Source organism: Mesorhizobium sp. M1006 (assembly GCF_040318825.1).
Classification (GTDB): Bacteria; Pseudomonadota; Alphaproteobacteria; order Rhizobiales; family Rhizobiaceae; genus Mesorhizobium.
Genome location: NZ_JAMYMZ010000051.1, coordinates 1 through 17,593, shown reverse-complemented (window position 1 = coordinate 17,593; position 17,593 = coordinate 1). Strand labels below are relative to the sequence as shown.

At 63.8% G+C, this 17,593-nt stretch carries 20 protein-coding genes; 9 read left to right on the top strand and 11 right to left on the bottom strand.

What is annotated here, in order from left to right; all coding sequences use genetic code 11:
* Window positions 1–57 precede the first annotated feature (57 nt).
* Window positions 58–1,245: an MFS transporter gene (locus NKH60_RS29340; protein WP_352541385.1), complete on the top strand. Its 1,188-nt coding sequence runs from the start codon at window positions 58–60 to the stop codon at window positions 1,243–1,245.
* Between the two features lie 30 nt (window positions 1,246–1,275).
* Window positions 1,276–2,022, top strand: a complete 747-nt coding sequence (locus NKH60_RS29335) for an SDR family oxidoreductase (RefSeq protein ID WP_352472745.1) — start codon at window positions 1,276–1,278, stop codon at window positions 2,020–2,022.
* Window positions 2,023–2,079: 57 nt separating this feature from the next.
* Here NKH60_RS29335 and NKH60_RS29330 read toward each other — a convergent pair whose 3' ends face one another.
* Both NKH60_RS29330 and NKH60_RS29325 read right to left on the bottom strand, forming a co-directional pair.
* Window positions 2,080–2,607, bottom strand: coding sequence for a gamma carbonic anhydrase family protein (locus NKH60_RS29330; RefSeq protein WP_352874326.1), 528 nt, complete (start codon window positions 2,605–2,607; stop codon window positions 2,080–2,082).
* An 18-nt stretch (window positions 2,608–2,625) separates the two neighbouring features.
* The gene (locus NKH60_RS29325) at window positions 2,626–2,970 is read right to left on the bottom strand and encodes a DUF6949 family protein (RefSeq protein ID WP_254817711.1); all 345 of its coding nucleotides are present in this window, start codon (window positions 2,968–2,970) and stop codon (window positions 2,626–2,628) included.
* A gap of 119 nt (window positions 2,971–3,089) precedes the next feature.
* Here NKH60_RS29325 and NKH60_RS29320 point away from each other — a divergent pair, with 119 nt between their 5' ends.
* Window positions 3,090–3,821, top strand: coding sequence for a hypothetical protein (locus tag NKH60_RS29320; RefSeq protein WP_352874324.1), 732 nt, complete (start codon window positions 3,090–3,092; stop codon window positions 3,819–3,821).
* Between the two features lie 264 nt (window positions 3,822–4,085).
* Here NKH60_RS29320 and NKH60_RS29315 read toward each other — a convergent pair whose 3' ends face one another.
* Window positions 4,086–4,289, bottom strand: coding sequence for a DUF3126 family protein (locus NKH60_RS29315; RefSeq protein WP_023674799.1), 204 nt, complete (start codon window positions 4,287–4,289; stop codon window positions 4,086–4,088).
* Window positions 4,290–4,402: 113 nt separating this feature from the next.
* The gene (gene cysE / locus NKH60_RS29310) at window positions 4,403–5,251 is read right to left on the bottom strand and encodes a serine O-acetyltransferase (RefSeq protein WP_023717455.1); all 849 of its coding nucleotides are present in this window, start codon (window positions 5,249–5,251) and stop codon (window positions 4,403–4,405) included.
* Window positions 5,252–5,410: 159 nt separating this feature from the next.
* On the opposite strand from cysE, the gene NKH60_RS29305 reads away from it, so the two are divergent.
* A complete protein-coding gene (locus tag NKH60_RS29305) occupies window positions 5,411–6,025 on the top strand; it encodes an HD domain-containing protein (protein ID WP_352684869.1) in 615 nt (204 codons plus the stop codon).
* A gap of 42 nt (window positions 6,026–6,067) precedes the next feature.
* On the opposite strand, the gene NKH60_RS29300 is transcribed toward NKH60_RS29305, so the two are convergent.
* The 4 genes from NKH60_RS29300 to NKH60_RS29285 form a co-directional block, all read right to left on the bottom strand.
* The gene (locus NKH60_RS29300; RefSeq protein ID WP_352874322.1) at window positions 6,068–6,439 is read right to left on the bottom strand and encodes a hypothetical protein; all 372 of its coding nucleotides are present in this window, start codon (window positions 6,437–6,439) and stop codon (window positions 6,068–6,070) included.
* A gap of 136 nt (window positions 6,440–6,575) precedes the next feature.
* On the bottom strand, window positions 6,576–7,343 hold the full coding sequence (locus NKH60_RS29295) for an alpha/beta fold hydrolase (RefSeq protein WP_352874320.1): 768 nt from the start codon (window positions 7,341–7,343) through the stop codon (window positions 6,576–6,578).
* 20 nt (window positions 7,344–7,363) lie between these two features.
* The gene (locus NKH60_RS29290; RefSeq protein WP_352477423.1) at window positions 7,364–7,927 is read right to left on the bottom strand and encodes a DUF192 domain-containing protein; all 564 of its coding nucleotides are present in this window, start codon (window positions 7,925–7,927) and stop codon (window positions 7,364–7,366) included.
* Between the two features lie 19 nt (window positions 7,928–7,946).
* Window positions 7,947–8,543 carry a cold-shock protein gene (locus tag NKH60_RS29285; protein WP_502893739.1) on the bottom strand — a complete coding sequence of 199 codons (597 nt, stop codon included), beginning with the start codon at window positions 8,541–8,543 and terminating at the stop codon, window positions 7,947–7,949.
* 215 nt (window positions 8,544–8,758) lie between these two features.
* Here NKH60_RS29285 and gloA point away from each other — a divergent pair, with 215 nt between their 5' ends.
* Both gloA and NKH60_RS29275 read left to right on the top strand, forming a co-directional pair.
* Window positions 8,759–9,199 (top strand): lactoylglutathione lyase, encoded by a 441-nt coding sequence (gene gloA, locus NKH60_RS29280; protein WP_023674793.1) that lies wholly within the window; start codon window positions 8,759–8,761, stop codon window positions 9,197–9,199.
* Between the two features lie 78 nt (window positions 9,200–9,277).
* Window positions 9,278–9,571 carry a DUF2218 domain-containing protein gene (locus NKH60_RS29275; RefSeq protein WP_352472739.1) on the top strand — a complete coding sequence of 98 codons (294 nt, stop codon included), beginning with the start codon at window positions 9,278–9,280 and terminating at the stop codon, window positions 9,569–9,571.
* An 8-nt stretch (window positions 9,572–9,579) separates the two neighbouring features.
* Here the strand turns inward: NKH60_RS29275 and NKH60_RS29270 are convergent, their stop codons facing one another.
* Together NKH60_RS29270 and ilvA are read right to left on the bottom strand one after the other, a co-directional pair.
* The gene (locus NKH60_RS29270) at window positions 9,580–10,152 is read right to left on the bottom strand and encodes a DUF1697 domain-containing protein (protein ID WP_352874318.1); all 573 of its coding nucleotides are present in this window, start codon (window positions 10,150–10,152) and stop codon (window positions 9,580–9,582) included.
* Complete coding sequence (gene ilvA, locus NKH60_RS29265) at window positions 10,149–11,405, bottom strand: threonine ammonia-lyase IlvA (protein ID WP_352684880.1); 1,257 nt, start codon at window positions 11,403–11,405, stop codon at window positions 10,149–10,151. The genes NKH60_RS29270 and ilvA overlap by 4 nt, the downstream gene beginning before the upstream one ends.
* Window positions 11,406–11,530: 125 nt before the next feature.
* Here ilvA and NKH60_RS29260 point away from each other — a divergent pair, with 125 nt between their 5' ends.
* The 3 genes from NKH60_RS29260 to NKH60_RS29250 all read left to right on the top strand — a co-directional run bounded on the left by NKH60_RS29260 (window position 11,531) and on the right by NKH60_RS29250 (window position 15,399).
* Window positions 11,531–12,925, top strand: a complete 1,395-nt coding sequence (locus NKH60_RS29260) for a hypothetical protein (protein WP_352874316.1) — start codon at window positions 11,531–11,533, stop codon at window positions 12,923–12,925.
* Window positions 12,926–13,029: 104 nt separating this feature from the next.
* Complete coding sequence (locus NKH60_RS29255; protein ID WP_352451120.1) at window positions 13,030–14,103, top strand: alpha/beta hydrolase; 1,074 nt, start codon at window positions 13,030–13,032, stop codon at window positions 14,101–14,103.
* Between the two features lie 132 nt (window positions 14,104–14,235).
* A complete protein-coding gene (locus tag NKH60_RS29250) occupies window positions 14,236–15,399 on the top strand; it encodes an alpha/beta hydrolase (RefSeq protein ID WP_352874314.1) in 1,164 nt (387 codons plus the stop codon).
* Window positions 15,400–15,539: 140 nt separating this feature from the next.
* Here the strand turns inward: NKH60_RS29250 and ade are convergent, their stop codons facing one another.
* Window positions 15,540–17,351 carry an adenine deaminase gene (gene ade, locus NKH60_RS29245; RefSeq protein WP_352453476.1) on the bottom strand — a complete coding sequence of 604 codons (1,812 nt, stop codon included), beginning with the start codon at window positions 17,349–17,351 and terminating at the stop codon, window positions 15,540–15,542.
* Window positions 17,352–17,593 lie beyond the last annotated feature (242 nt).

Sequence of the window (17,593 nt, the reverse complement as noted above, 5' to 3'; positions counted from 1 at the left end):
CTAGTCGCATTTGGCCAGCCCGACTACTTAGTTCGGAAACGGACAGGAGACTGCCTTATGACCATCGATTTCGTGCTGGACGGGGCCACTGCTGCTGACAGCGGGACGACCCCATGGTCTGCGGTGGTCTGCCTGTCGCTGCTGACCTTCCTTCTGGTCGGACTGGAGTTCCTCCCGGTGAGCCTGCTCACCCCGATCGCTCAGGATCTGGCCGTCTCCGAGGGTCAGGCAGGCCAGGCAATCGCGGTATCCGGATTCTTCGCCGTGGTTACCAGCCTCTTCGGCAACTCGCTGTTGCGAAACGTCGATCGACGGACGGTGGTTCTGGTCTATACGGCAGTGCTGGCCGCATCGAGCCTGGCGGTGGCGCTTGCTCCCAACTTCCTGGTCTTCCTGGCCGGGCGGGCGCTGGTGGGCATCGCGATCGGCGGTTTCTGGTCACTGTCGACCGCCATTCTGGCCCGCCTGGCCGCGGGACCCGACCTGCCCAAGGCCATTGCCTTGCTCCAGGGTGGCACTGCCTTCGCATTGGTGATCGCCGCGCCCGTCGGCAGCTTCCTCGGATCGCTGATCGGATGGCGGGGAACGTTTTTCGTCACTGTCCCCATCGGCCTTGCGGCGCTCGTGTGGCAGTTGGCCGTTCTCCCGAAGATGCCGCCGATAGAGATCGCCTCGGTGTCGAGCATGTTCGGCCTGCTGCGGAATCGCAGATTCGCCATCGGCATGGGCGCGACCGGGCTCGCTTTCATCGGGCAGAACGCGCTCTCGATCTATCTGCGGCCGTTTCTGGAAAACGTGACGGGCCTTGAGGTCAACACCCTCTCACTGGCTCTATTGGGCGTCGGCCTCGGTGGCGTGGCGGGACTGTCGATTGTCGGCTTCATACTCCGGCGGCACCTCACAGCCGTGCTGATCGGGCTGCCGAGTGCACTCGCGGTCTTCGCTCTACTGCTGATTGCCTTTGGACCGTTTGCACGCGCCACGGCCGGCCTGCTGGTTCTTTGGGGACTGTTCGCTACCCCGATCCCGGTGGCGTGGAACACCTGGATGAGCACGCTCATCCCTGAAGACCTGGAGGCCGGGGGCGGACTCCAGGTCGCCCTGATCCAGTTCGCGATCGCAGGCGGCGCTATTGCAGGAGGCCTGCTGTTCGACGTGGCCGGCTGGTGGAGCGCCTTCCTTCTCGCCGCCGTCCTGCTCACGGGATCGGCCTTGCTCGCCGCCTCGGCCGGCCCCCGCACCTGAACTCTTTCAATTCTTGTCAAGGAGAATCTCATGTCCGAAGGAATCGAGAACAAGGTCGTCGTCATCACCGGTGCCAGCAGCGGCCTCGGTGAAGCGACGGCACGCCATCTTGCCGCACGAGGCGCTTCCGTGGTCCTGGGTGCACGGCGGTCACACCGCATCGACGCCCTTGTCCAGGAACTGACCGGCGCTGGGCACAAAGCCAAGGCCGTTACTACGGACGTCACCGATGCCGGCCAGGTCCAGAACCTGGTGAACACGGCGGTCCGGGAATTCGGCCGCATCGACGTGATGCTCAACAATGCGGGCCTCATGCCGTTGGCCCCGCTCGAACGGCTCAAGGTCGACGAATGGGACCGGATGATCGACGTCAACATCAAGGGCGTCCTTTACGGCATCGCGGCCGCGCTTCCGTACATGAAGGAGCAGCGATCGGGGCACATTATCAATGTCTCGTCCGTATACGGCCATGTGGTCGACCCGGGTGCGGCGGTCTATTGCGCCACCAAGTTCGCGGTGCGTGCGCTATCCGAGGGTCTGCGGAAAGAGGTGAAACCCTACAATATCCGCACCACGGTGATCTCGCCGGGCGCTGTCAGCACAGAGTTGCTCGAGCATATCAGCGAGAAGGATATCCAGCAGGGGACCAGGGACTTCGTGAGCAAGATCGCCGTGGGGCCAGATACGTTTGCCCGAACGGTCGCCTTCGCGATCAACGAGCCCGACGACGTCGATATCAACGAGATCTTGTTCCGGCCGACCGCCCAGCCGGTTTGACTTGGAAGGGGTTATGCTTCGATATCTTGAGGCCCGGCTCCGCCATTTCCGGGTCGGCTAGACCTTCCTCAGCCCCGCACTGAACCGCCTGCCGTTTGCCACATAATGCGCGGCCGAGGCGCGCAGCCTGGCGACTGCGTCCTCGTCGAGCATCCTGACGACGCGCGCGGGCGAGCCGACGATCAGCGAATTGTCGGGAAATTGCTTGCCTTCGGTGACCAGCGCGCCGGCACCGACCAGCGAGTTGTTGCCGATCTTCGCCCCATTCAGCACGATGGCGCCCATGCCGATCAGGCTGTTGTCGCCGATCGTGCATCCGTGCAGCAAGGCACGGTGGCCGATCGTGCAGCCTTGGCCGACGGTCAGCGGAAAGCCGGCGTCGGTGTGCATGATTGTGTGCTCCTGCACGTTTGTGTCGGCGCCGACGACGATCGGCTCGTCGTCGCCGCGGACGACGACGCCGAACCAGAAGCCGGCATTGCGGCCAATCCTGATATTGCCGATCAGGGTGGCATCGGGCGCGATCCAGTTGCTGTCGGCGTCCTCGAAGGCGGGCGCTTTTCCGTCAATCGCGTAGATCGGCATTGCTGTCTCCAGATTGTCTCACACCGACAAGCTGCCAGACCCTAGAAGCGAAGCCGCCCAGGACGCAATGGCGATCACCACCATGCCCAGCGCCAGCGCCCAGATGGTCGCCGTACAGCCGCAGGAGATCAGCCCCAGCACCGAGATGCGACGCTCGCGCCAGGCGTCCAGCGCCTCGTTGGCGAACATCAGCGGCCCGGCGCAAGCCGTCGCGGCGAGTGAGCGCAGCATGTGCTTCGACGATACATAGGGCTGGACGAAGGCAAGCCTGCGGCCGGCGATCAGCTCCATCGCCGATCCGGCCAGGCCGCAAGCCGTCAGCCCAGCCATAAAACTGAATATGATTTGTTCGACCGGGCCCATCTTTACCCTCCGTTTACCATGAAATCGCACAGTCGCCCGCAAAGCTGCGAAGCAAGAGCCGTGCCGCGCCGAGATGTGCCGTTCAGGTACACCCGATGGGACGGCAAATGAGGGTCGCGATGAAGCAGGCAGCCGCCACTGAGGGCCCGCAACTCAGCGTCGTCGATTCGACGCTGATGAGGCGGGTGTTTTATGCATTCGCGACGCTGGCGCTGCTTTCGGTGGCGATCAGCCTCGGGGGCAAATGGTTCGGCCGCTCGATCGCCATGGCCGGGTACACCGACGACACCACGGTCCACAGGGTCGTCATCGGCAACAACGTCATCGCCGTGCCGGCCAATGTCATCCGCTTTGCCCAGGCCCGGCGCGACGGCATCGCCTCGCGACTCGACCTCTATCTGCGCTATCCCGAGATGGACGGCTACAGCGAGGCTGCCCGCAACGACTTCAACCACACCGGACCCAGCAAGGACATCGTCTTCCTGTCGTTCGAGCCGCAGATGATGTCGCGCGACATGAGCGGCCGCTTCGCGCCGATCTACAGCGCGCTGATCGCCAAGCCGGGTACGCCCGGCCCTGGCGGCACCACGCTTTACGCCTTCAGCGAAAAATCAGGCTATCTCAACGAAGTGCTGGCGGTCGCCGATCGCCCCGGCAAGGATCCGTTCGTCGCACGCTGCCTGAGCGGCCCGAGCGCGGACGAATCGCTGGCGCCCTGCGAACGCGACATCCTGGTCGGCGACAATCTCAGCCTCACCTACCGCTTCCCCCGGGAATTCCTGGGCGACTGGCAGGGGCTCGACGCGGCGATTTCGGGCGAGGCGGCACGTGTGCAGAAGACCGGGCGATAAGCAACGAAACGAGCCGTTCCGTAGCGATCCTTCGCGCCCCTCTCTGTCCTACCGGACATCTCCCCCACGAGGGGGGAGATCGGCCGTCATCTTGGCTTTCGCCAATCTGCAATGTTGCAGGAAGAGCGCAGCGCCGAGGCTGCCAATCTCCCCCCTCGTGGGGGAGATGGCCGGCAGGCCAGAGGGGGCGCTGTCCCACCGGCGTCCTGCAAGGTTCCGTACCGCCGCAGCACTTGAGGCGTAGCGGCCAGCTAAACTCCCAGCTCAGGCCAGATCGATGTCGAGGATCGCCATCGAGAAATTATAGTCCCCATCGTCCTCGTCCTTGAAGACGATGCCGAGGAACTCGTCGCCGACATAGACCTCGGCCGAATCTTCCTTGCGCGGCCGCGCCTTCACTTCGAGTTTAGGGTTCTGGAAGGTGCGCTTGAAATAGGCGTCCAGCTTTCTGATTTCGTCCGGCTTCAACAGTCTTCTCCGATCGTCGGCTTCTTCGTTTGAGCGCGCTTCTGGCACGTCGACAATGGCCATGTAAAGGCAAGCCGGCATGGGGGGCAGGAATTCAGCCCCTGCCCGAGCACTCAGATGTCGAAGCTGACGACGTGGTCCATCGTCTGCGATGGCAACAGCTGGTCCATCTGCCGCGAAGGCTGGTCGCAGCCGGTCTCGCCGACGACGCGGGCCGGCACGCCGGCAACCGTCTTGTTGTGCGGTACCGGCGACAGCACCACCGAGCCGGCCGCGATCTTCGAGCAATGGCCGATCTCGATGTTGCCGAGGATCTTGGCGCCGGCGCCGATCAGCACGCCGTAGCGGATCTTGGGATGGCGGTCGCCGCCGGCTTTGCCGGTGCCGCCCAGCGTCACGCCGTGCAGGATTGACACGTCGTCCTCGATCACCGCCGTCTGGCCGACGACGAGGCCGGTGGCGTGGTCGAGGAAGATGCCCTTGCCGATGCGGGCAGCCGGATTGATGTCGGTCTGGAACACCGAGGACGACCGGCTCTGCAAATACAGCGCGAAGTCCTGACGGCCCTGGTTCCACAGCCAATGCGCCAGCCGGTGCGTCTGGATGGCGTGAAAACCCTTGAAGTAGAGCACCGGCATGATGAAGCGGTCGCATGCCGGATCACGGTCGTAATAGGCCTGGATATCGACGCGCACCGTCGTCGACCAGTCCTTGTCGTCGGCCGCCATCGCCTTGAACGTCTGGCGGATGAGGTCGGAGCCGATGTCCTGGTGGGCGAGGCGCTCGGCCAGCCGGTGAATGACCGCTTCTTCCAGGTTTTCCTGATTGAGGATGGTCGAATAGAGGAACGCCGCCAGCAGCGGATCGCGGTTGACCGCTTCCATCGCTTCGTCGCGGATCGAACGCCAGATCGGATCTACCGGCTGCACCCTGGTGGGACGGGAAATCGTAACGCTGTTCATCTGATGTCTCCGGCCATCCAATGTCTCGGCCATCCAATGTCTCGGTTGGCGGCTTGCCTATTCTCCGGCCGCACCTATAAGCCAGATCATAGCACGGGTGAACTCAATTTTCCTTAGTGCTTGGTGAAATGGATTTGGTTGGCGGAATTTCAAGCAGCCATGGAAAACGCAACCTTGATGGACGAGACCCTGAAGCGCGAGCTTTCCGCGCTCTATGAGGCCGAAGATCGCCACTACCACGACCTTGGCCACATCGAGGCGATGCTGGCGCTGGCCAATGATTACAAGGCGTTGTTGCATGATCCTGAAGCAGTCGAGGCAGCGATCTGGTTTCACGACGCGATCTACGACAGCCGCGCCAAGGACAATGAGGCGAGGAGTGCCGCACTTGCCGAGGAAAAGCTCGCCGGTCGCGCCGATGCACAACGCCTCGGCCACATCGCGGCGATGATCACTGCCACCGCCGGCCACGAATTGCCGCCCCTTGGCGACCAGCATTCGGTTCGCGACGCGGCGCTGTTCCTCGACATGGACCTGGCGATCCTGGGTGCTGCGCCCGAGGCGTTCGACGCTTATGAACAGGCGGTCCGCCGCGAATATAAGTGGGTCGATGAGCCGATGTGGCGGGCCGGCCGTGCCGCAGTGCTAGAGGGCTTCCTCGCGCGTCCGCATATCTTCCACAGCGAGGAATTCCGCCGGCGCTTCGAAACCCAGGCCCGGCATAACATGGCGCGCTCGCTCACGGCGCTGGGGCACAGCCCGCGCCGATCGTAGCCCGACGCGTCGGCCACTTGCGTCCGGAAGATTTGCCCGAAATCACGTAAACGCGCCTATGGTCGATGCCATGGCCCACAGCATAAACACCCCGGCGGCAAGCGACGCGCCGTTAACCACGATGCCAGCCAGGCCGAGCAAACGATTGTCGTTTGGACGACCCAGCGCCATCAGCCCGACGACCGCGCCGGTAAGATGCGCCAATGGCCCGACCAGGAAAAATACCGCCATGAAGAAGCCTGTCACACTGTGCTGGATAAGCACGGACGCGTCGCTGGGCATTGCCATCAACGCGGTGATCGCCATCGCGCCTGCCACCAATGCAGCCAGCGCTAGAACAACGGACCATTCGCCGAAGCTGTTTTTCGCAACGACGCCCAGCAAAGCGGCGTCGCTTCTTCCCCATTGTGCCATCGTACCCCCTGCCCCTCGTTCAGCGCGTTGCGGGTTTGAACCGATCCACGCGTCACGCTTAGTTACTCCCGTATCGTTGCAAAACCGCTAAGAACCCCAGCTTCAGGCCCAATGGCCGCTTTTGGGGAGCCATCCATCAAAACCGATGCTCGGCATAAAACTCCAGCACGCGCTGCTTGAAGGTCTTGTCGCCGACCGCCAGCATATGGTCGCGGCCTTCGATGTGAAAAGCCCTGGCGTTCGGCATCAGGGCGGCGAGTTCATCCGGCGAGCCGCCGATGTCGTCCTTGGTTCCCACCGCAATCAAGGTCGGCTGGGCAATGCGGGCAATGTCGGCCTCGCTCAGCAATTCGCGCGAGGTGGCGATGCAGGCGGCGAGCGCGCGGCGATCGTTGCGGGTCTGATCGGCGAAGGCGCGGAACGAGCGGCCGCGCGGATCGCTGGTGCCTGCCGGATCGTCGGCCAGAAGGGCGTCGGCTATCGGATCCCAGTCGCCGACGCCGTCGATCATGCCGATGCCGAGACCGCCGAAGACCAGCGTCGCCACCTTGTCCGGATCGGACAGCGCCAGGAAGGCCGATATGCGCGCGCCCATCGAATAACCCATGACATGAGCGCGTTCGATGCCGAGATGGTTCAAAAGCGCTGCCGCGTCCGACGCCATTTTTGCCGGCGTGTAGTCAGCTTCGTCATAGCTCTTCGACGACGAGCCATGGCCGCGATTATCGAAGGCGATGGCACGATAGCCGGCGTCGTTCAGCGTCTTGAACCAGCCGGGTGACACCCAGTTGACGTAATGGCTCGAGGCAAAGCCGTGGATCATCAGCACCGGATCGCCCTGCCCCGATGCCGGCTGGCGGTCAAGGAAAGCAAGGTCGAAACCGTCATGTGAGAAGAACTGCATCGGCTGAAGATCCTGCCCGCTCAGTCGGAATCGACACTCGGCGCATCGCCCTTGTCGGGCGGCGGCATGGCCGGCCCCGGCGCCGTGCCGATGGCCGGATGGCGCAGCAGGTCGCCGTCCTTAATGCCCTTTTTGGCGGCCGTGCCCGCCTTGAGCTCGAGCACGAAGCGCACCGGTTCGTCCGGCGAGATGATCGCCTCCGACTGCGGCTCGCCTTGCTCGATCGCCCGGATCCGGCCGTCCTGTCCGACGAAGATCAGGTCGAGCGGCATCGGCGTGTTCTTCATCCAGAAACTCACATCCTGCGGCGCGCCGAAGACGAACAGCATGCCGTGATTGTCGGCCATGTGGCGGCGGAACATCAGGCCGGCTTCGCGCTCGGCGGGCGTGTCGGCGATTTCCACGGAAAAAGAACGCTCGCCGGCCTTCGTCACCGCGACCAGCGGCGCCGGGTCGACGGGAAGGATCATCGCCTTGCCGTCGGCGGAACTCGGTTGCTGAAAATAGAAGAACGCACTTGCGGCGACGATGAGGAAAATCCCGGCGCAGAGCGCGCCCGCCGTCAGCCGGTTCCTGTGAGCCATATGAAATCCTCGGCCGGAACTAATGCGAGACCGGCAAGGTACCCATATCGGGGTGAATTTCGGCAGCCATAAGGCCTTTGTCGCCGCGCCCGAAGCGGACCAGCACCACCTGGCCCGGCCGAAGTTCGGTGATGCCGTAGCGGCGCAGCGTCTCCATGTGGACGAAAATGTCCTCGGTGCCCTCGCCCCGGGTCAGAAAGCCGAACCCCTTGGTGCGGTTGAACCATTTGACCAGCGCCCGTTCGAGGCCGCTTTCCGGCGTCACCGCGACATGGGTGCGCTGCTCCTGCATCTCCGCCGGATGCACCGCCGTGGTGACATCCATCGAGAGCACGCGGAAGGCCTGCAGCCCGCGCTCGCCCTGCTTGACCAGGCAGACGACACGGGCGCCTTCCAGGGCGGTCTGAAAACCGTCCTTTCGAAGGCATGTCACATGGAGGAGGATGTCGCCCGAAGTACCATCATCGGGTAGGATGAAACCGTAGCCCTTGGCCACGTCGAACCATTTGATGGCGCCGGCGATTTCGACGAGATCGGCCGTATCGGCGCTCTCATCCCGCTTCAACGCATCGTTACCGGCCCCGTCCCGCCCCATGAAAGAGGCCTTTTCCCCCATAAGAACGCCCCCTTTTTTCAAGAAACACTGCAACTGATTCTTGGTATCAGATTAACACCGCGGCTTCCGGTGTGTGCAAGACCTGACGTGCCTTTTTTCACGGTTCCGTACAGGAATAGCGGATTTGCCGTTTGCCGGCGCCGGCAAGCGTGGCCAATTGCCCTTTGGCCGGGCCGCCCCTATGTTGCGCCGCAACGCAACATAAGGAGGAAATCATGCGCTATCTGCACACCATGGTCCGTGTCGCCGACATCGATGCTTCGCTCGATTTCTACTGCAACAAGCTTGGCCTCAAGGAAGTGCGCCGCCATGAAAACGAGCAAGGCCGCTACACGCTGATCTTCCTCGCCGCCCCCGAAGACGAGCAAAGCGGCATCAGCGAGAAAGCGCCGCTGGTCGAGCTGACCTACAATTGGGACCCGGAAGACTACAAGGGCGGCCGCAATTTCGGCCATCTCGCCTATGAGGTCGACGACATCTACGCCACCTGTCAGCGGCTGATGGACAATGGCGTTACCATCAACCGGCCGCCGCGCGACGGCAACATGGCGTTCGTCAAATCGCCGGACGGCATCTCGATCGAGCTGTTGCAGAAAGGTCCGGCCAAGCCGAAGGCCGAGCCGTGGGCGTCGATGCCGAACACCGGCAGCTGGTAACCGATCACGCCATCTTGAACGGACGCAGGCGGGCCCTGGTTCGGTTTTCGCGTCCGCATTCCCAAGGAGAATTCATTCATGCCGGCCAGCCATGTCGACGTCGCCACCGAACATGCCAGCCGCTATCTGCAGCAGCTGTGCAAACATTGGGCGCACAAGTTTCCCGTCGAATTCGACCCGAACCACGGCACCATCGATCTGACGCTCGGCCGCACGGTTCTCGATGCCGACCCGGCTGCGCTGCACATTGCAGTGACGACCGATGAAGCCGGCTCGCTCGAGCGCCTGGAAACGGTCGTCGCCGAGCACATCAAGCGCTTCGCCTTCCGTGAAGAGCTGGCATTCGACTGGAAACGCGCTCCGACCGCGTAGACGACCTGTCAACCGCCGGCCTTGGCCATGTCCAGCAGCATCAGCACGGTGCGCCAATTGCGCGCCGTGCCCGGCACCTTCAGAACGCGCGGAATTTGATTGGCAAACACCGATTTGCCGAGCCCGTCAGGCGCATGCAGGTAGAGCACGTCGCCCTTGATCTCGAAGCGTTCTGGCCCGGTGCATTTTTCCGCCAGCCGGGCGACCTCCTCGGCGGTCGGCCGGCGCTCCAGCGCATAGGCATGCAGCTTGGTCGGCTCGCCGGCCACTTCCGGATAGGGATTGTCCGCCGCCAGCCGCTCGAGCCAGCCGAGATCGCGCACCATGATGCGTGAATGGAACCCCCATTTCTTCTCGAATTCCGCTTCCAACCGCTTGGTCAGCGTCGCCGCATCGCCATCTGGCGACCGGAACACGGCGTTGCCGCTCTGCACATAGGTGGCGACATCGGAGAAGCCGAGCTGCTCCAAAAATGACCTGAGTTCCGCCATCTTGACGATGCGGTTGCCGCCGACATTGATGCCGGAAAACAGCGCGATAAAAACCTTCGCCGGAGCGTTCGGAAGATCGTTGCTGCTCATATGATGAACCCGGCGAGCGTCTCGTTGTCTGTGATGTCCTGGTAATGGACGCTCTCGGCGTCGAAATTCGCCTTGAGCAGGTCGAAATTGCGGCGGTCCTTGGTTTCGATGCCGATCAGCACCGAACCGAAATTGCGCGCCGATTTCTTCAGATATTCGAAGCGGGCGATGTCGTCGTCGGGACCCAGCAATTCGAGGAAATCGCGCAGCGCGCCGGGCCGTTGCGGAAAGCGGATGATGAAGTATTTCTTCAAGCCCTCGAAGCGCAGCGCCCGTTCCTTCACATCCGGCAGCCGCTCGAAATCGAAATTGCCGCCCGACACCACGGCGACGATGGTCTTGCCCCTGATTTCCTTCCTGGAAAAATCCTTGAGCGCATCGATCGCCAGCGCGCCGGCCGGCTCGAGCACGACGCCTTCGACATTGAGCATTTCGATCATGGTTGCGCAGAGCCGGTTTTCCGGGATCAGCCGCACGGTGTCGGCGGCAAACTCCTTCAGGTGGCGCAACGGCTCGCGGCCGATCTCGGCCACTGCTGCGCCGTCGACGAAATTGTCGACCTTGGCGAGCTTGATCCGCTTTCCGGCGGCAAGGCTCTCGCTCAAACTCGGGGCGCCGGCCGGCTCGCAAAAGACGAAGCGCGTTTCGCGGTGCTGGTCGGCGAAATAATGGGTGACGCCGGCGGCCAGGCCGCCGCCGCCGACCGGCAGCATGACGATATCAGCCATGCGCGCGCCGGGCATCTGGCCTGATATCTCATAGGCGACGGTCGCCTGCCCTTCGATGATGTCCTTGTGGTCGAACGGCGGCACCATGTGGGCGCCGGCAGTTTCGGTGAATTCAAGTGCGGCGCGGTAGCAGTCGTCGAAGAAATCGCCGACCAGCCTGATCTCGACGAATTCGCCGCCGAACAGCCGCGTCTTGTCGATCTTCTGCTGCGGCGTGGTCACCGGCATGAAGACGACGCCCTTCTTGCCGAAATGGCGGCAGACGAAGGCAAAGCCCTGCGCATGATTGCCGGCCGAGGCGCAGACGAACAGCTCGGCAGCGTTGCCGGCGGCGAGCGTCTTGCGGAAGAAGTTGAAGGCGCCGCGGATCTTGTAGGAGCGCACCGGCGTCAGGTCCTCGCGCTTCAGCAGCACCCGCGCGCCGGTCTTCTTCGACAGATAGTCGTTTTCCTGCAGCGGCGTTTCCGGAAAGATCTCGCGGATCGCGGCAGCGGCGGCAGCGACGCGAGAGGAGAAACTGGTCATGGCTGGAGCACCCCACAGGCTAGGCGAATTCGGTCCCGCTATTGCATATCCGGCCTCGCGAAGCCATTGTCCGGCCACCCGAAAGGGTGTTCCCAAAACCTCGTTGGCCGTAGGAGCGTGTGTTCATGCCTGTCGCATCGGTGGCCCGGAAAACCGTGTCGCTGCCGGAGTTCGGCGAGCCGACGGTGATGCCGCTGGTTACGCGCGCCACCTACGAGGCCCGTATAGCGGCACTGGTCGCGCGCGGCGGGTTCGATGCCTTCGTCGTCTATGGCGACCGCGAACATGCGGCCAATGTCGCCTACCTCTGCGGCTACGATCCTCGCTTCGAGGAGACGCTGCTGGTCATCGTTCCCGGTAAGCCGCCGAAACTGCTGGTCGGCAATGAGGGCTGGGGCTATGCCGAGATCTGCGACGGGCCTTACGAGCGCGTGCTCTACCAGACGTTCTCGCTGCCGGCGCAGCCGCGCGACCGCTCGCAAGCGCTGGCCGACATCCTCGTCGGTTGCGGCCTGAAAGCCGGCCAGCGCATCGGCGCCATCGGCTGGAAGCCGTTCGGCCCCGGCGATGCGGGTTTTGGCGAAACGACGCTCGACCTGCCGTCCTTCATCGCCGACACGTTGCGCAGCCTTGCCGGCGATAGGGGCGTGATCGTCAACGCGGCGAACCTGTTGATGAACCCTGCCGACGGCCTGCGCGCCATCAACGAGGCCGACCAACTGGCCGCGTTCGAATTCGCCGCGACCTATTCCTCGCAAGGCCTGCGCAATGTCCTGCAAGGCATCGAACCCGGCATGACCGAATTGCAGGCGGCGCGGCTGATGGGCATCAACGGCCTGCCGCAATGCTGCCACCCGATGCTGTCGGCCGGCGGGCGGGCGGCCTATGGCCTGCCAAGCCCGCGTCTTGACGTCATCAAGCGCGGCGACCCGATCACCATGGCCTATGGCATCCAGGGCTCGCTCAATGCCCGCGCCGGTTTTCTGGTCGAGGACGCGGCCGAGCTTCCGAGGGGCATCCAGGACTATGTCGAGAAGCTAGTCGCGCCCTATTTCTGCGCCGTCGTCGACTGGTACGAGACGGTCGGCATCGGCGTTCCCGGCGGCGCGTTGTGGCAAGCTGTGCACGAGCGCATCGGCGATCGGTTCTTCGGCGTAGCGCTCAACCCCGGCCATCTCATCCATATCGACGAATGGATGCATTCGCCGGTATTTTCCGGCTCCGACATCAGATTGAAGTCGGGCATGGCCTTGCAGGTCGACATCATCCCGGCGACCGGCACCGATTATTTCACCACAAACATCGAGGACGGCATCGCGCTGGCCGACGAGGCGCTGCGCGAAGAGATCGCGGCGCGCTATCCCGAAGCCTGGCGCCGCATCGAGGCGCGCCGCGCCTTCATGCGCGACGTGCTTGGCATAAGGCTGAAGCCGGAAGTGCTGCCGTTTTCCAACATTCCGGCGTTCCTGCCGCCGTTCTGGCTTTCGCGCAACAGTGCGATGGCAGTCGCGGGGCGCTGAGCGCATTTCGGGCGCCTGCGACTTACTTCTGCCGCACTTCGCCTGTCCGGGAGGTGCGGCGGAGGTGGATGGGCCTTTGGTCAGGCCGGAGTGGAATTGCTTAAGTGCCCTTGAAGACGATTTGCATCATTGTCCTTGCCGCGTTGCTCGCCGGCTGCGGCGGCCGCCAAACCGAGGAACTGCTCGGCAGCGCCATGATGGCGGTGCCGGTGACGGAAATCGCCGGCAATCACTCGATCTTCATCGCCACGACGCGCAAGCGCTCCGACGATCCCAACAAGGTCTTCGACGGCGAGCGTTCGGCGACGCTGAACTATGCCCGCGTCAACGTCACCGTCCCCGGCATCCACAAGACAGGCCAGATCGAGCGGCGCTCACGCGGCAAGTCGGACGATCCGGCCAAATACTTCATGGCTTCCGAGGTCGTCGGCTACGACACCCAGCCGAAATTCTCCAGCGCCCTCAGCGCCGACATCGCGGCGCGCGGCGGCCGTGTCATGGTCTTCGTCCACGGCTACAACACCGGCTTCGACGACGCCGTCTACCGCGTCACGCAGATCACCCATGATTCCGGCTATCCGGGCACGCCGGTGCTGTTTTCCTGGGCGTCGGGCGCCAAGACCACCGACTACGTCTACGACAAAGAAAGCGCCAGCGTTGCCCGCGACCAGCTGGAAGTGACGCTGAGAATGCTGGCGCAGACCGGCGCACGGCGCATCGACATCGTCGCCCATTCGCTGGGGACCTGGGTTACCATGGAGGCGTTGCGCCAGCTCGCCATCACCGGCGACCGTGATCTGGGCGGCAAGCTAGGCGACGTCGTGCTGGCCTCGCCCGATATCGACGTCGACGTGTTCAAGAGCCAGATGCGCCGCTACGGCAAGCCGGACAAGCCGTTCATCCTGCTGCTCTCCGACGACGACCGGGCGCTGCGGCTCTCCGGCCTGATCGCCGGTGCGCGGCCGCGCGTCGGCGACTACAAGAACGCCGCCGACCTCGCCAGCTATGGCGTGTCGGTGGTTGATCTCTCCAGCGTCAAGGGAACCGACCGCTTCAACCACACCAAATTCGCCGATAATCCGGAATTGGTGCAGTTGATCGGCCAGAAGCTGCGCGAGGATGACGGGTTTGCCAGCGACCGCGAGGTGACAGACCGCATCGCCTCGGTCGGACAATAGCTGCATTGCGCGGCAGCGACCGTTGACCATTGCCGCACCATCGGAACAGTTTGAACTGGACCGTGCCGGCCTCTGCCTCTATCGAATAGGCCAAGACGTCTCCGGCTCGACGTCGCCTTTGCGGGAGCCCGCGTGATCGTGCCTTCGAAGATCTTTCTCGTCGTTGCGTTCACGCTCGCGGTTACCGGCTGCGCCGGCCAGAACACGCACGATCTGCTCAACAAGACGACGATCATCGTGCCTGCTTCGGACATTGCGGCGACGCACAAGATCTTCGTCGCCACAACCCGGCAAAAGGCAATGAAAGAGCCGCGGCAGGTGTTCGACGGCGACCGTTCGCCGACCACCAGCTTTGCCAGCGTCGAGGTGACGGTGCCCAAAATCCACCAGCTCGGCGCCATCGAGCGGGTCAAGGGCTCGGCCAACAGCAATCCGGCGAAGGATTTCACGGCGACCGGCGTCACCTTCTACGAAGGCGCGCCGCAATTCGCCAAGGCGGTCGGCGCCGACATCGCCATGCGCGGCGACCGCGCGCTGGTTTTCGTGCACGGCTTCAACAACGGCTTCGATGACGGTATCTACCGGCTGACGCAGATCGCGCACGATACGAAATACCCAGGCACGCCGGTGCTGTTTTCGTGGGCGTCGAGCGGCACGACGACCGGCTACATCTACGACAAGGAAAGCGCCAGTGCGGCGCGCGACGATCTCGAAGCGACGCTGCGCATGCTCGCCAAGAGCCGCGCCAAGAGCATCGACATCATTGCCCATTCGATGGGGACCTGGGTGACCATGGAAGCGTTGCGCCAGCTTGCCATCACCGGCGACCGCGACCTCGGCGGCAAGCTCGGCTACGTCATCCTGGCCTCACCCGATATCGACGTCGACGTGTTCAAGAAGCAGATGATCCGCTACGGCAAGCCCGACAAGCCGTTCGCCGTGCTGCTTTCGGGCGACGACCGGGCGCTCAGGCTGTCGACCCTGATCTCCGGCGACAAGCCACGCGTCGGCGACTATGGCGACGCGGCCGACCTCGCCAGCTATGGCGTCTCGGTGGTCGACCTGACCAAAACCAAGGGCGGCGACCGGCTGAACCACGCCAAATTCGCCGACAACCCGTTCCTGGTGCAGCTGCTCGGCGACCGCCTGCGCGCCCCGGCCGGCCTCGCCTCCGAAGAGACCGCGCCGGCCCAGCTCGACAATCTCGGCCAGGGCCTCGGCAAGGCCGTCGGCTCGGTCGCCGAAATCGTCATCACCACGCCGTTCAAAGTGCTGACCATCGCCACCGGCGGGTGAGCCGACCTCTGCTGCCAAACGCGCCGGTGATTGGCAGCTGTCAACAAAAACGCTCTGCAGCGATCCTTCGCGCCCCCCTCTGTCCTGCCGGACAGAGGGGGCGCTGTCCGGGCGCTGTCCCTCCAGGGTTCAGTGATTCTTCAAACGAACAAATCAACCTTCTGAAAAGTTGTCACGTCGATCAGGCCGACGTCGGAAATTCTGAGCTCGGGGATGACGACCAGCGCCAGCAGCGAGTGCTGCATGTAGGCGTTGTTGAGCGAGCAGCCCATCTGCCGCATGGCGTCGCTGAGTTTGTCGGCCTTGGCGGCGACGATTTCGGCGCGCTCGTCCGACATCAGCCCGGCGATCCGCATTTCGACCAGCGCCAGCTCCTTGCCGTTGGAAAACAGCACGACGCCGCCGCCGACCTCGCCCAGCCGGTTCACGGCCAGAGCCATATCCTGCTTGTTGGTGCCGACGACGATGATGTGGTGGGCATCGTGGGCCACGCTCGACGCCATGGCGCAGTCGCCGATATAGCCGAAGCCGGAGACGAAGGCGTTGGTGACGCCGCCGGTGCCCTTGTGGCGTTCGACCAGCGCGATCTGGCAGACATCGTTGCGGCGGTCCATGGCGACCAGCCCGTCCTCGACGGCAAGATCGGCCTCCAGCGCCCGCGTCGGCGCCTGGTTTTCGATGACGCCGATGACGCGCACCCGCACCTCGTTGGCGCCCAGGGGTGCGGCGATATCGAAATCGCCGGGCTTGAGCTTCCTGCCGAGCTTGACGGTGTTCTTCGCCGTCTTCGGATAGTCGTAGGCCGGAATGTCGATTTCGAGCTTGCCGCCCTTGGCCAGCCTGACGCCGCGGCCATAGACCTCGTCGATGGTCATTTCGGCGAGGTCGGAGACGATCAGCAGATCGGCGAGCCGTCCCGGCGCGATCGAGCCGATCTCGCGCTCCAGCCGGAAATGCTGGGCGGTGTTGAGCGTCGCCATCTGGATCGCCGTCACCGGCTTCAAGCCCTGGCTGATGGCGTGGCGCACGACCCGGTCCATATGGCCTTCGTGCACCAGCGTGCCGGAATGGCTGTCGTCGGTGCACAGGATGAAGTTGCGCGGGTCGAGCCCGCTCTCCGTCACCGCCTTGATCTGCGAGGCCACGTCGTACCAGGCCGAGCCCAGCCGCAGCATCGCCTTCATGCCCTGGCGGACGCGGGCGATGGCGTCCTCGGCGCGCGTGCCTTCGTGATCGTCCTCGGGGCCGCCGGCGACATAGCCGTGGAACGGCAGGCCGAGATCGCGCGAGGCATAATGCCCGCCGACCGTCTTGCCGGCCCTCACCGTCGCGGCGATCTCGCCCGACATCACCGGATCGTTGGCGGCGACGCCGGGAAAATTCATTACCTCGCCGAGCCCGATGATGTTTTCCCAGCTCATCGCTTCGGCAACGTCGGCGACGGTCAGTTCGGCGCCGGCATGCTCCAGCCCCGGTGCCGAAGGCACGCAGGACGGCATCTGCACGAGTACGTTGACCGGCATGGCGACGGCCTCGTCATGCATCAGCCGCACGCCCGGCAGGCCGAGCACGTTGGCGATCTCATGCGGATCGATGAACATCGAGGTGGTGCCATGCGGGATCACCGCGCGGCAGAATTCCGTCACCGTCACCATGCCGCTCTCGACATGCATATGCGCGTCGCAAAGCCCCGGCACCAGATAGCGGCCGCCGGCATCGACCACCTTGGTGCCCTGGCCGATGGCATGGCCGGCGTTCGGCCCGCAATAGGCAAAGCGGCCGCCGGCAATGGCGATGTCGGTGCCGGCGATGATCTCGCCCGAATGGACGTTGACCCAGCGCCCGTTGCGGATGACGAGATCGGCGGGCTTGCGGCCCATGGCGACATCGACCAGATGCGTCGCCATCTCGGCCCAGGGTTTTGGTTTCGTCGCATTGGCGGTCTTCGGCATCAACAGGCTCCTCTTTGCCCGACTGTGCCAAGCCGCGAGGATTTTGACCAGCGGGGAAGTAAGCGCGGACGGCGAAGTTGCAGATCTCCCCCCTTGTGGCGGGGCAATCGCATTTGGATTCTTACGAAGATGGACCCCCACCCTAACCCTCCCCACAAGGGCAGGGCTATCGCATATGAGTGATGGCATTGATGAGATAGTCGTCGTTCCAGGCGCATTTCTTGATGCGATGGCTGATGGGA